The organism is Ruegeria jejuensis (assembly GCF_041537905.1).
Taxonomy (GTDB): Bacteria; Pseudomonadota; Alphaproteobacteria; order Rhodobacterales; family Rhodobacteraceae; genus Ruegeria_C.
The window spans coordinates 17,054-29,990 of record NZ_JBGRUO010000015.1; the positions used below are offsets into that span (position 1 = coordinate 17,054).

At 60.7% G+C, this 12,937-nt stretch carries 15 protein-coding genes; 9 read left to right on the plus strand and 6 right to left on the minus strand.

Features of this window, described 5'->3' with window-relative positions; translation table 11 throughout:
* Positions 1–118: 118 nt before the first annotated feature.
* Together serA and AB1E34_RS16655 are read right to left on the minus strand one after the other, a co-directional pair.
* On the minus strand, positions 119–1,714 hold the full coding sequence (gene serA / locus AB1E34_RS16650) for a phosphoglycerate dehydrogenase (RefSeq protein ID WP_372573456.1): 1,596 nt from the start codon (positions 1,712–1,714) through the stop codon (positions 119–121).
* 69 nt (positions 1,715–1,783) lie between these two features.
* Positions 1,784–2,938, minus strand: a complete 1,155-nt coding sequence (locus AB1E34_RS16655) for a phosphoserine transaminase (protein WP_372573457.1) — start codon at positions 2,936–2,938, stop codon at positions 1,784–1,786.
* Positions 2,939–3,097: 159 nt separating this feature from the next.
* Between AB1E34_RS16655 and serB the strand changes: the two genes are divergently transcribed.
* Positions 3,098–3,973 (plus strand): phosphoserine phosphatase SerB, encoded by an 876-nt coding sequence (gene serB, locus AB1E34_RS16660; protein WP_372573458.1) that lies wholly within the window; start codon positions 3,098–3,100, stop codon positions 3,971–3,973.
* Here the strand turns inward: serB and AB1E34_RS16665 are convergent, their stop codons facing one another.
* Entirely contained in the window at positions 3,974–6,304 is a 2,331-nt protein-coding gene (locus AB1E34_RS16665) for a caspase family protein (protein WP_372573459.1), read from the minus strand.
* Positions 6,305–6,318: 14 nt separating this feature from the next.
* A complete protein-coding gene (locus tag AB1E34_RS16670) occupies positions 6,319–6,600 on the minus strand; it encodes a hypothetical protein (protein ID WP_372573460.1) in 282 nt (93 codons plus the stop codon).
* A 171-nt stretch (positions 6,601–6,771) separates the two neighbouring features.
* Here AB1E34_RS16670 and AB1E34_RS16675 point away from each other — a divergent pair, with 171 nt between their 5' ends.
* The 3 genes from AB1E34_RS16675 to AB1E34_RS16685 are packed head-to-tail and all read left to right on the plus strand — an operon-like array spanning position 6,772 to position 7,857.
* Positions 6,772–7,095 (plus strand): ArsR/SmtB family transcription factor, encoded by a 324-nt coding sequence (locus AB1E34_RS16675; RefSeq protein WP_372573461.1) that lies wholly within the window; start codon positions 6,772–6,774, stop codon positions 7,093–7,095.
* Entirely contained in the window at positions 7,092–7,520 is a 429-nt protein-coding gene (locus AB1E34_RS16680) for an SRPBCC family protein (RefSeq protein ID WP_372573462.1), read from the plus strand. Before AB1E34_RS16675 ends, AB1E34_RS16680 begins: the two co-directional genes overlap by 4 nt.
* A gap of 22 nt (positions 7,521–7,542) precedes the next feature.
* A complete protein-coding gene (locus AB1E34_RS16685; RefSeq protein WP_372573463.1) occupies positions 7,543–7,857 on the plus strand; it encodes a YciI family protein in 315 nt (104 codons plus the stop codon).
* 22 nt (positions 7,858–7,879) lie between these two features.
* On the opposite strand, the gene AB1E34_RS16690 is transcribed toward AB1E34_RS16685, so the two are convergent.
* Entirely contained in the window at positions 7,880–8,875 is a 996-nt protein-coding gene (locus AB1E34_RS16690) for an asparaginase (RefSeq protein WP_372573464.1), read from the minus strand.
* A 171-nt stretch (positions 8,876–9,046) separates the two neighbouring features.
* Between AB1E34_RS16690 and AB1E34_RS16695 the strand changes: the two genes are divergently transcribed.
* The 5 genes from AB1E34_RS16695 to AB1E34_RS16715 all read left to right on the plus strand — a co-directional run bounded on the left by AB1E34_RS16695 (position 9,047) and on the right by AB1E34_RS16715 (position 12,613).
* A complete protein-coding gene (locus AB1E34_RS16695) occupies positions 9,047–9,580 on the plus strand; it encodes an invasion associated locus B family protein (protein WP_372573465.1) in 534 nt (177 codons plus the stop codon).
* Positions 9,581–9,848: 268 nt separating this feature from the next.
* Positions 9,849–10,445, plus strand: a complete 597-nt coding sequence (locus AB1E34_RS16700) for an endonuclease III domain-containing protein (protein ID WP_372573559.1) — start codon at positions 9,849–9,851, stop codon at positions 10,443–10,445.
* A 164-nt stretch (positions 10,446–10,609) separates the two neighbouring features.
* Entirely contained in the window at positions 10,610–11,797 is a 1,188-nt protein-coding gene (gene rlmN, locus AB1E34_RS16705; protein ID WP_372573466.1) for a dual-specificity RNA methyltransferase RlmN, read from the plus strand.
* 90 nt (positions 11,798–11,887) lie between these two features.
* The gene (locus AB1E34_RS16710) at positions 11,888–12,277 is read left to right on the plus strand and encodes a hypothetical protein (RefSeq protein ID WP_372573467.1); all 390 of its coding nucleotides are present in this window, start codon (positions 11,888–11,890) and stop codon (positions 12,275–12,277) included.
* A 126-nt stretch (positions 12,278–12,403) separates the two neighbouring features.
* The gene (locus tag AB1E34_RS16715) at positions 12,404–12,613 is read left to right on the plus strand and encodes a hypothetical protein (RefSeq protein WP_372573468.1); all 210 of its coding nucleotides are present in this window, start codon (positions 12,404–12,406) and stop codon (positions 12,611–12,613) included.
* A 4-nt stretch (positions 12,614–12,617) separates the two neighbouring features.
* On the opposite strand, the gene AB1E34_RS16720 is transcribed toward AB1E34_RS16715, so the two are convergent.
* Positions 12,618–12,905: a hypothetical protein gene (locus AB1E34_RS16720; RefSeq protein WP_372573469.1), complete on the minus strand. Its 288-nt coding sequence runs from the start codon at positions 12,903–12,905 to the stop codon at positions 12,618–12,620.
* Positions 12,906–12,937: the final 32 nt, after the last annotated feature.

Genomic DNA, 12,937 nt, shown 5'->3' on the forward strand with positions numbered 1-12,937 from the left:
TGGCTGTTGCCGGGGTTGTGCCGCGTCGCGGCGCGAAGGGGAAGTGTTTTGTAGCTCCGTGCGGGAACAAAAAAGGCCGCCCTCAATGGGGCGGCCGATCTGATTGTGCAGGGCGGCCTCAGGCCACGTCAAACTCCAGCGGTTTGATCTGTTTGAACAGGCCGGTCTCAGCCAGTTTCGCGCGCGCCTCGGCGGGTACCGGTTCGTCAACATAGAGCAGCGCGATTGCCTCGCCGCCCGCACCGGCCCGTCCCAGCGTAAAGTTCGCGATGTTCACGCCATTGGTGCCCATGGTCTGGCCCAGCGCGCCGATGATGCCGGGGACATCCGCGTTAGTGGTATAGAGCATGTGGCGTCCGATCTCGGCGTCGATATTGATGCCCTTGATCTGGATGAAGCGCGGCTTCCCATCGCTGAACACCGTGCCCCCGATCGACCGCTCGCGGGTGTCAGTGACAACGGTCACTTTGATATAGCCTGCGAAAGCGCCGGATTTGTCCTGATTGGTGGTGCTGATCTGGATGCCGCGTTCCTTGGCCACGACGGGGGCGGAGACCATGTTCACTTCGGGGTTGAACTTTTTCATGATCCCTGCGACGGCGGCGCAATTCAGCGCGGCCAGGTTCATCTCAGCAGCGACCCCGTCATAGAGGATATTGATCGCTTTGACAGGTTCATCGGTCATCTGACCCACGAAACTGCCCAGATGGCCGGCCAGCTTGATCCAGGGACCCATGACCTTGGCCTCTTCGGCTGTGACGCTGGGCATGTTCAACGCGTTTTCCACCGCACCGGTCAGCAGATAGTTCGACATCTGCTCGGCCACCTGCAGCGCCACATTTTCCTGCGCCTCGGTGGTGGCTGCGCCCAGATGCGGGGTGCAGACCACGTTGGGCAGGTCAAAGAGAGCGTTCTCCTTGGCGGGTTCGACAGCGAAGACATCAAAGGCGGCACCCGCGATATGGCCCGATTGCAGCATCTCGGCCAGCGCCTCTTCGTCGACCAGACCACCGCGTGCACAGTTGATGATACGCACGCCTTTCTTGGTCTTGGCAAGGTTCTCGCGGCTCAGGATGTTGCGGGTCTGGTCGGTGAGCGGTACATGCAAGGTGATGAAGTCAGCGCGTTCCAGCAATTCATCCAACTCGACCTTTTCGACGCCCATCTGGTCAGCCTTGTCCTGCCCCAGGAAGGGGTCATAGGCGATGACCTTCATCTTCAGCCCGCGGGCGCGGTCGCAGACGATACCACCGATATTGCCCGCGCCGATCACGCCAAGTGTCTTGTTGGTCAGTTCCACGCCCATGAATTTGGACTTTTCCCATTTGCCCGCATGGGTCGAGGCGCTGGCCTCGGGGATTTGACGCGCCACCGCAAACATCATCGCAATCGCATGTTCGGCGGTGGTGATCATGTTGCCGAAGGGCGTGTTCATCACGATCACACCCTTTTTCGACGCGGCATCCTTGTCGATATTGTCGGTGCCGATCCCGGCGCGGGCGATGACCTTGAGATTATCGGCGTTGGCGAGGATCTTTTCGGTCACCTTGGTGGCCGAGCGGATGGCGAGGCCATCATATTGACCGATCACCTCGGCCAGCTTGTCCTTGTCTTTGCCCAGATCGGGCTTGAAATCCACATCGATGCCGCGATCGCGGAAGATCTGGACGGCGGTTTCGCTCAGCTTGTCGGAAACAAGTACTTTAGGGGCCATTTTCATTGGTCCTTTGACTTTAGGGAAAGCGGGGCCGTTAAGGCCCCGGAATGTGTTGGGGAACGCGCGTCAGGCCGCCTCAGACTGGGCGGCGAGTTCAGCCTGATAGGCCCATTCGAGCCAGGGCAGCATCGCCTCGATATCCGAGGTCTCGACCGTACCGCCACACCAGATGCGCAGGCCCGCAGGCGCGTCGCGATAGGCGCCGATATCCAGCGCGATGTTCTCGGCCTCCAACCGTTTGGCCACGGCTTTGGCGAATGTCGCGCCATCGGTGATCCGGTCATCGGTGAACTTCAGGCAAACGCTGGTGTTTGATTGCGTCGCCGCATCCTCGGCCAGATTGGCGATCCAGTCGTTCTGATCGCAGAACGTGTGCACCGCGCCTGCATTGGCATCGGCGCGGGCGATCAGGCCCTGCAACCCGCCGACCGAGCGCGCCCAATCGAGCGCAAAGAGGTAGTCCTCGACAGCCAGCATCGAGGGCGTGTTGATGGTGGCGCCGGTGAAAATGCCGTCGATCAGCTTCCCGCCCTTGGTCAGGCGGAAGATTTTCGGCAGTGGCCATGCGGGCGTGTAGCTTTCCAGCCGTTCCACCGCGCGGGGGCTCAGGATCAGCATGCCATGGGCCGCTTCGCCGCCCAGAACCTTCTGCCAGGAGAACGTGGTCACATCCAGCTTGTCCCAGGGCAGGTCCATCGCAAAGGCCGCGGATGTCGCGTCGCAGATTGTCAGCCCCTGACGATCCTCGGCGATCCAGTCGCCGTTCGGCACCCGCACGCCCGAAGTGGTGCCGTTCCAGGTGAAGACAACGTCATTGGCGAAATCGATCGACGCCAGATCGACGATCTGGCCGTAGTCGGCGGTTTTTACCTCGGCGTCGATCTTCAATTGCTTGACCACATCCGTGACCCAGCCCGCGCCGAAGCTTTCCCAGGCAAGCATCTCGACCTTGCGTGCGCCCAGAAGCGACCAGAGGGCCATCTCGACGGCACCGGTATCCGAGGCCGGAACGATGCCGATCTTATAGTCAGCGGGGATGCCCAGAATCTCGCGCGTGCCCTCGATGGCAGCCTTCAGCTTGTCCTTGCCTACAGCGGCACGGTGCGAACGGCCCAAAGCGGCGTCGGCGAGCTTGGTCAGATCGAATGTGGGGGGTTTGGTGCAGGGGCCAGAGGAGAAACGCGGATTTGCCGGCCGCGACGCCGGTTGTGCAATAGCCATGATGCTACCCTTCCAGATAAGCGCCCCTCGTTGGGGAGGGGTGTCCCACGGACGGACTTACGGGCCGATCCGGGGTTTCACAAGAGCGAATTTGGCGTTAGAGCGCCGGTTCATGTGACAAACGCGACCTCGTCGCCGCCTATCGGAAACTTCACGACCATGTATATCGCCACCCTGCTGACCGCTCCCGCAACGCCCGCACTCGATCCCGCGCTGATCGAGTCGCTCCGCAATGCCTGGGGTGGGGGGGATGTGACCTGGCTCAGCCCCGACGAGGCCGCCGAGTTCAGCTTGCCCGCAATTCCGGACAACCAGTGGCAGGTCTGGGAGGATCTGCAGAAGATGTCGGTCGATCTGGCTCTGCAACCCGCCGAAGCGCGGCGCAAAAAGATGCTGCTGGCCGATATGGACAGCACCATGATCCAACAGGAATGTATCGATGAGCTGGCCGATGAGGCCGGGTTCGGCGCCCGCGTCAGCGCGATCACCGCGCGTGCGATGAATGGCGAGTTGGATTTCGAAGGCGCGCTGATCGAACGCGTCGGTTTGCTGCGTGGTTTATCGGAAACGGTGATCGACAAGGTTCTGGCCGAACGGATCACATTAATGCCGGGCGGGCGGGAGCTGGTTTCCACCATGCGCGCCAATGGCGGCTATTGCGCGCTGGTCTCGGGTGGGTTCACCGCCTTCACTCGCTCGGTCGCGGCACAGCTTGGGTTTGACGAGAACCGCGCCAACACGCTGCTGGCGGCGGATGGCGCGCTGACCGGCGACGTCGCGCGCCCGATTCTGGGCCGCGAGGCCAAGGTCGAAGCGTTGGAGCAGATCAGCGCGCGGCTGGGTATCGTCGAGGCGGATGTGCTGGCGGTGGGCGACGGGGCCAACGATCTGGGCATGCTAGAGCGCGCCGGGACCGGGGTTGCACTGCATGCCAAGCCGTCTGTTGCCGCGCAATGTGACGTGCGGATCAATCACGGTGATCTGACCGCTCTGCTCTATCTGCAGGGCTATGCGCGCAGTGACTTCGCCGCCTGATCAGAACAGGTCGAACCGCACCGGGTTCTGCGCCCAATAGACCTTGGCGGCCAGCAACAAACGCTCGGTCGGGTCCTGCGTGGCGGCGAAGGGCACCGGCACGCCATTTGCCGCGCTCACCCGCTCCAATGCGGCCTGCGTGGCGGGCCCGGCCTGACCATCGACACCAACCTGCTCGCCCAATTCGTTGAGCAAGGTCTGAAGGGCTCGGTCGATATCGCTGCGCGAGAGCGTGCCAAGATTTTCCCGCGCGATAGCGGCGGGTTCCTCATTGGCAAGCAACGAGGCCTTGGCCGCACGTATCCCGGCCTCAGCCGCACTGACGCCCTGCGCGCGGCCATTGAGGATGATGATCGCGCCGTTTGCGCCCCCCCAGGCATCGCCGCGTGCGAGCGCGATGTCATACCAACCCAGCGCGTCATTGGCATTCTTGCCCGGTATCTTATCGCTCAGGATCATCCGCGCGATGTTCGAGGGTGCCGTAGGATGTCCACCATCAGAGGCGGCGGTGAACCATTCCAGCGCTTTCGCGTGATCCTCGGGGTTTCCGTCCAGGCCATAGAGCGACACGAAGCCCAGATTGTCATAGCCGTAGATATCCTCACGCAGCTGCGACGCGGTCAGATAACGCATACCGCGCTCTGGGATATAGTGATCGGTGTCCTTGGTCAGAAAGTAGTAGCCCAGTTCGTTCATCGAGAAGGTATGGCCCAGCTCGACCGACCGCTCCAACAACTCGAAGCCGCGTTGGCGCTCGACCTCTGTTTCGCCGTTGCGCATCAAGCGCTTGCCCAGCGTGTGCATCGCATAGGGATCCTGTTCAGCGATTGCCTCTTCCAGCAAGGCCCGAGCCTTGTCGGGATCATAGGGGACGTCGACCACGTCGCGGTCGATCTGCTCGGAGTTAAGAAGAACCGAAAGTCCGTGTTTGGCTCTGATATGCCCGGCATCCGCCGCTGCCTTAAAATTCCCATACGCCTCTTCCAGCTGTTTGGCGCTCTGTTGCAGTCGCGCCAATTGATAGCGGTATCTCGCATTATTCGGGTTAGCCTGCACCGAGGCTTCGCAAGTCGCCAGCCCCTCGATCAGGTCCAGGTCGTTGGGCAGCCGATAGATGCCGACCCCGTTCAGGTCCAACGCATCGCCCGCTGCAAGATCGCAGGGGTCGTAGGTTAGCGTCAGGGCCACGTCGACTCGGACCGGCGGGCCCGATGCGGGAGTGACCTCAAGACTGAACGCATCGCTCTTGCTGGTCTCGGTCACATCAAGCGCGCGCATGTCTGTGATTTCCGGCGCATAACCGACGATACCGCCGGTTTCCTCATCATTGAGCGACACCAGCCCATTTGCAGGTGGCGCAAGCAGCGCTGCAGAAGTGATCTCTTGCCCGAGTTCCGCACGAATGGCGTCATCAAGCGGGACCAACCGATTGAAGGCTTCGTTTAGCGTAAGCGACACCGCAGGCGCAGTGCCGGTCTCGGCCACAGGCGCCTCGATCTGTGCCTGCGCCAGATGGAACGGGCGGACCAGCGTCGAGCTTTCCCAAGGCACCTGCACCCCACCGGTCGCAGTGTGAACCTGTTCGCGGATCAGCGGGAAAAGTTGCAGAATGTTCTCTGTAGGAGCGCTGCGCGCGGCCTTAAGTACGGCCGCCGTATAGGGGCTGTTGCCGCCCTCGGCCCCGTCCATCGCCAGTTCACCCGGCGAGGTGGAATAGGCGACCAGCGAATTTAGCGGCGTACGGAAAACCTCGAATCCAGCACCGGTCTCGAAGAGGTTCGCATCCAGATCGGCAGCCAGTCGCAGATTCTGGAACGGATTGTCGCGGCAGGAATCGAGGATTGCAACATGGGCGGAACCGCGCGCGGCGAGCGTGTCGATCACCCGGTCCAGCGTCATCGTCTCAAGTGGCAAATCATAGACGTTTTCGAATTTGGCATCCACGGGCAACAGATAGTTTCGCCGCCCGATCTGAATGCCATGCCCGGCATAGTAGAACACCACATCCGCGCCTTGCGGGATGTTGAGCACAGCGGTGCGCAGAAGCTGTTCAAAGTCGCGCTTGTTCAGGTCATAGCCATCAAAGACCTTGAACCGGAACTCGCGCAGCATCGCAGCAATATCACGGGCATCTTTGGCGGCATTACCCAGATCCACGACATTCTCGTAGTCCTGATTGCCGATCACAATAGCAACGCGCTGGCCGCCCCCGGCCAGTCGCAACCCGCGCGCGCCCTGCGCACGCGCCGTGCCCGACAGGCCGACGCCAAAGGCGCCGGTTGCCGCAAGCGATGCGATCAGGCGAAGGCAATCCCGTTTGCTCAGTTTCATCGGTCCGTCCTCGATCAGCCCCAGCCGCCACCGTCACCGCCACCGCCGCCGCCTTCGTTGTTGTCACTGGGCAGTGTCCTGATTTTCGGTTCTTCGGGCTCGGGTTCGGCCGCCGCAGGAACGCTGGCCGCAGCACGTGTTGCTTGTGACGTTGAAGCTGAAGTCGCTGGCGTAGTTGCAACAGCCGGTTCGGGGGCTGTTGTTGTCGTTGTGGTGGTCTGCCCAGACCAAGGCGGCGTGCAGCCGGCCACAATTACCGTAACTCCAAAAGCGACAGGGATCAGGGTCCTGACCATCACAAATTCTCCTAATATTCTCTTTAAAACGTGATCTGTGGTGAAACTCTAGCGGCTTGAACTTTGCCCTGTCTATGAACTTTGCCACATTGGAACCGCGACACCGGCCCAGACACAGACCTTCCAATCATTAACGTTTACGTTAATTAGCGCTTGTGTTAACAACCACGCATGACTGCTGTTTTGAAAGCCTTCTCTGCACTGTCCGATCAGACCCGCATGTCGATCGTCGAACAGCTCATGGCCGAAGGCGAGTTGGCCGCCGGGGAGCTGATCGAAGGGCGTGGCATGTCGGGCGCCGCCATTTCGCGGCACCTCAAGGTGCTGCGCGAGGCCGGGTTGATCCGTCAGCGCGTGCAGGGAACCCATCGGCTTTATACCATCGATGGTCAGGGTCTGCGGGCGATTGCCGACTGGACGATCTCGAAGCGCGCATTCTGGGAGGCCAGCCTGGACCGGCTGAACGCCGCCATTATCGAAGAGGACCAAACATGAGCGAGTTGCGGCTGGAACGTCACTATCCGATCAGTGCCAAAAAGCTCTTTGCGTGGGTCAGCGATCCGGACAAGTTGTTGAAATGGTGGGGTCCCGAGGGCCTGCACGTGCCCGAGCATGATCTGGATTTTACCCGCAAGGGGCCATGGTATTCGGTCATGGTGAACGACGAGGGGCAGCGCTACAAGGTGTCGGGCCATGTCACCCATGTCGATCCGCCAAAATCGGTTGGCTTCACCTGGGGCTGGCATGATGACGCGGACGCGCGCGGGGCGGAAAGCCATGTGACCCTCACCGTGGAAGGCACTGAAGATGGCGCGCGCTTGATCCTCGATCACCGTGATCTGAGCGATGCCGATATTGCCGCCAACCATGAAAAGGGCTGGATTTCGTCGCTGCGTAAGCTCGACGCACAGTTTCAATAAGCACCAATCGGAGGATTTCATTATGCCACAATTCATCTTTGCCTATCACGGCGGAACCCGCCCCGAGGACCCCGCCGAGGTTGAAAAGACCATGGCCGCCTGGGGCGCGTGGTTCGAGAAAATGGGCCCCTCATTGGAAATCCCCGGCGCGCCGGTTGGCATGTCGAAAACCGTCAGCGCCTCGGGTGTGGCCGATGATGGAGGCGCTAATCCGATCTCTGGCTACACCGTGATCAAGGCTGATTCGATTGAGGCTGCCACCGAAATGGCCAAGGGCTGTCCCATGGTTGTGGACGGGTCAGGCAGTGTCGAGGTGGCGGAAGTCATCGAGATGTAAGCCCGCCACCGGGCGTAGCGGATCAGATGAACCCTTCGGCCGGAGCGATGCGGCCGCATTCGATGCCACGTCGGCTGTGCAGCAGCGGCGTCATGAATTTGCGTGTCGCCGGATGGTCAGGGTCAAGAACACCAAGGCTGACCAGGATCGCCGCAATGGCACATTCGCTGGCGCGGGTGGCGCCATCCATGATCTTGAGCGCGACGCCCATGCGCTTTTCCGGCAGGATCGCGACAAACACCGCCTCTGCGCCGGTCTTGATGGCCGCCACGCCACCGGCGGCGCGCATCAACTCGGTGCAGGCGCGGCGTTCGCCCGCCACCAGTTCGGGGTGTTCCATCATCGCGTTGGTCAATTCGAGCGCCGCAACGCTTTGACGGTCCGCGCGGTCGGCAGCCGAGGCGAACCAGGCCATGGCCCGTGCCAAGCCGGTCAGCGATGTGACGAAATTGGGCGCCGAACAACCGTCGATACCGTGCCCGGGGCTGGCCTCGCCGGTGACTTCTTCGAAGGCAGCTAGGCAGGCCTGCTGTACTGGGTGGTCCATAGAGACATAGTCGGGGCCTGCCCCCATATGCTGGGTCAGGGTCAGAAACCCTGCATGTTTGCCCGAACAGTTGTTGTGAACCTGACAGGGGGTTTCATAGGCGCGGATCAGCGCCTCGCGCGCGTCGCGGTCCTCGGGCACCTGCGGGCCGCAGCGAAAGTCACCGTCATCGAGCCCGAGATGCCCTAGCCAGGCATTGACCCGCTCGGTATGCATCGCCGCACCCTTGTGCGAAGCGCAGGCCAGCGCCAGGTGTTCGGACCCCAACCCGTATTTCGCCGCCGCGCCCGAGGTGATCAGCGGCAGGGCCTGCACCATCTTGCAGGACGAACGGGGAAAGATCACCGCATTGGGGTCGCCCCAGCTGCGCACGATCTGACCGTTATCGTCGCAAATCACGGCATGGCCCAGATGCACGCTTTCCAGAAACGTATTACGCCAGACCTCGGTCATCGCTACGGGTCGTGTCATGAAAATCCTCTCGAAATTCTGCGCGATTTCCTGCCAATCGCTCTTTCGTCCATGGTAGAACATGCGATAATGTGACTATGTCGGCAAGCGTCGGCTGTGCGGTCAAGATGCGCCTTAAAGGTGCGCAGGCACTCTGATTTTGAGGTAGAGACAGTCTAGGAGTCTGGACAGATGGGAACGAAACTGGCGCGTATCGTGGCAGGCATGTGTCTGGCCGGGTTGGCAACCACTGCAAATGCGCAAACATCGGAAAGCTCGAACCGGGTCGCGGTGCAAACCGCCTGGAGCGTGTTTGTCGAGAATGATCCGACCGAATGCTGGATCGTGGCCGCCCCCGAAGAGACGGTGAACACCCGTGGCGGTCGCGTCGTGGCCGTGCGGCGCAGCGATATCCTGCTGTTTGTGTTCTTTCGCCCCAAGGCGGGTGTAAAGGGGCAGGTCACCTTTACCGGCGGCTATCCTTTTGCACCGGGGTCCACGGTGAACCTGAATGTCGGCGGGTCCGAGTTCGAACTCTTCACCGAAGGTGAATGGGCCTGGCCCGCGACGGCCTCTGACGACACCAAGATCGTGACCGCGATGAAGCGCGGCGCGCAGGCGGTTCTGACCGCCCGGTCGGCACGCGGCACCCAGACCAAGGACACTTTCTCGCTGCAGGGCTTCACCGCCGGTATCGAAGACGCTGAGAAGCGCTGCACGGAGTGATCACCCGGTATTGCTGAACAGGCTGCGTGCGCGCTGATTGATCGCACAAGATGTGTTCTGTATTTGTTCTTGCGCATGTGCTAAGATCAGCAACATGCAACTGTCCCTGCTTCCTGACGAGCGTGTGCGACGTCTTCTGTTGGTGGATCAGCATCTGCGTCACCACTATGGCCCACCACCAAAGCACCTGTTGCTCGACCCTGTGTCGCAGCTGGTGATGGCGATGATTGGCGGTCTGACCCATGGCGAGGTGTCCCTTGGATGCTACATGCGGTTGCGCGATCACTTCTGCTGTTGGGAGGATCTGCGCGACGCTCCGGTCGCTGAAATCCACGAAATGATCCGTGCGGTCGAGATATCCGAAAGGAAGGCGCCCAGGCTGAAGGCGGCCCTGCAATTCGTGACCGCAAGCCAGGGTGGCCTGTCGCTTGATTTTCTGGCTGAAATGCCAGCTGACGCGGCGATCATCTGGTTGGAGAAATTGGAAGGCGTTGGGCGCAAGACCTCCGCTGCGGTCCTGAATTTCAGCACCCTGCGCAAAGCCGTTCTGGTCGTAGACACACACCACCTGCGTGTCGCCGCGCGCTTGGGGTTGATCAGCCGCAAGGCCAACATCGAGAAAGCCTATGATACCCTGATGCGTCTGCTGCCCGGTCATTGGGGGGCAAACGAAATGGACGACCATCATCAATTGATAAAACTGCATGGCCAGACACTCTGTCGGCCAATGGTTCCAAAATGCGGATGCTGCCCGGTTCGCGAAGTCTGCAGCTATTCCCGCAACGCCCGGCGATCCCGCTCAGTTTCAAGAGTTACTCGATCCAACCGATCAGCTGCGCCTCTTCGACGCTCACGGCCTACCTGAGTCGATATATTTGCCTGCCAAAGGGCACACCCACTAGAGAACCTGAACGGGGCCGCGCCCGCGTGTCGGAGTTGCGAGGTGTAGCGCAATAAACACGATTCCTTTTGATCTTGCTGCGTCTTCCTATATAGAGGCGCATCTTACGCACAAACCCGAGCCTCGCCATGACCGCCAAAGCGCCGATTACCCAGGACGTGATGACCATCCCCCGCAAGCTGCCGGAGGGAAAGATCAACCTTGTCGGCCTGACTCGCGATCAGCTGCGCGAGACGCTGATCGAACATGGCACGCCGGAAAAGCAGGCCAAGATGCGCACCGGCCAGATCTGGCAGTGGATTTATCAGTGGGGCGTGCGTGATTTCGACGCGATGACCAACCTCGCCAAGGCCTATCGGGCGCAATTGGCCGAAAACTTCGTTATCGAAATTCCCGAGGTGATCACCCGACAGGTATCCGAGGATGGCACCCGCAAATACCTCGTCCGTATCGCGGGCGGACATGAGGTCGAGGTGGTCTATATCCCCGAAGAGGATCGCGGCACGCTTTGTATCTCAAGCCAGGTAGGCTGCACGCTGACCTGTTCCTTCTGCCACACCGGCACGCAGAAACTGGTGCGCAACCTGACGGCGGCGGAAGTTGTCGGTCAGATCATGATGGCGCGCGACGATCTTGACGAATGGCCAACACCCGGCGCGCCCAAGGATGAAACCCGCCTGTTGTCGAACATCGTTCTTATGGGCATGGGCGAGCCGCTGTACAACTTCGACAACGTCCGCGACGCGATGAAGATCGCCATGGATCCCGAGGGGATTTCCCTGTCGCGTCGTCGGATCACACTGTCGACCTCGGGCGTGGTGCCCGAGATCGCGCGCACCGCCGAAGAGATCGGCTGCCTGCTGGCGATCTCGTTCCATGCCACCACAGATGAGACCCGCGATGTGCTGGTCCCGATCAACAAGCGCTGGAATATCGAGCAATTGCTGCAGGCGCTGGCCAGCTATCCCAAAGTGTCGAATTCGGAGCGTATCACCTTTGAATACGTGATGCTGGACGGGGTGAATGACAGCGATGCAGATGCCCGTCGTTTGATCGACCATATCAAGCGCCACAACATTCCGGCCAAGATCAACCTGATCCCGTTCAACGAATGGCCCGGCGCGCCCTATAAGCGTAGCTCCAATAACCGGATCCGGGCCTTCGCCAACATCATCTATCAGGCCGGCTATGCCTCGCCCATCCGCAAGACGCGCGGCGAGGATATAATGGCGGCCTGCGGTCAGTTGAAATCGGCCACCGAACGCGCCCGCAAATCGCGCAAGCAGATCGAGGCCGAGGCTGGTCTACGCCGCTGAGTCCGCGCAACTATTTGGTGAATGCTGCGCCGGAATGCGCTATCCGTGGACGTGATTTGACCTGACATTGCGCTTCAAGGAGCTTTTCCCATGACCCGACGCCTTCTGCTTGCCGCCGCCATCCTGATCAGCAATGCGGTGGGGCTGTTGCTGGCCACGCTGCTTCTGGACGGGTTTTCGGTCGGGCCGCTGTCGCTGCTGATCGTTGTGGTGATCTTCACGGTCATTCAGCTGATCGCCGACCCGCTGGTCACAAAGATCAGCGAAAAGAACCTGCCTGCGCTCAAGGGCGGGGTTGCCCTGGTGGTGATTTTCTTTGGCCTGATCATCACCAGTCTGATCGTCAGCGGTTTCCAGATCGGTGGCATTGCGAATCTGCTGGCTGCGACCCTGCTGGTCTGGCTCGGGTCGCTGATCGCAAACATCCTGATTCCGATGTTTGTGTTCAAGGAACTGCAGGCGCCCACCAAGACCAAATAGGTTAATTGGGGCAATTTTGGAAACGAACTGTCCCGGTTGCCCGCAAAACACCTTATTTCCGGTAAATTCCAGCCCAAGTCACAGGGCAGTGTCATCCTCGTTCTAGAAGGTAACGAGGTTGAGATGATGACTTTTGGCGAAGCCAGCGCGGCTGTGATCGATGCGACCATGCTGGACATGATCCAGCGGGAGAAGGACCTGGCGCTAAGCGCGCGGGAATGGGAATTCCGCCTGGCGGGCATGGGATATGCGATCAAGGCCATGCGCGGCAAGCAGGTGCTGACCAAGTTGCCGCAGGGCACGGTCGTGGGTATTCTACCCGAAAACCTGCACTGACCCGCTAAACTGCCACCACCGCAGCGCCGCTCAGAACATCAATGTTGCGCCCGCCCACCGCGGGATCGGTATTGGCCCGCATATGGGTGACCATGTCACGCACGCGGTTCCAGGCGCCTTCATCAGGATAGATCACGACAACCATGCCTTCGCTGTCGGAGGTGCGGACAAGATAGCCGCCCACGGCGCCCATAGCCTTGAGCTGAGTCAGGTTGTCCAGCGCGCTTTTCTCCAGCGCGGCCTCGTCATGCCCTTTTTCATATCGCCATGTCGAGACGGTCACATAGGCCATCACACCCTCCCTTCGGTCTGTTCGGGGCCGAG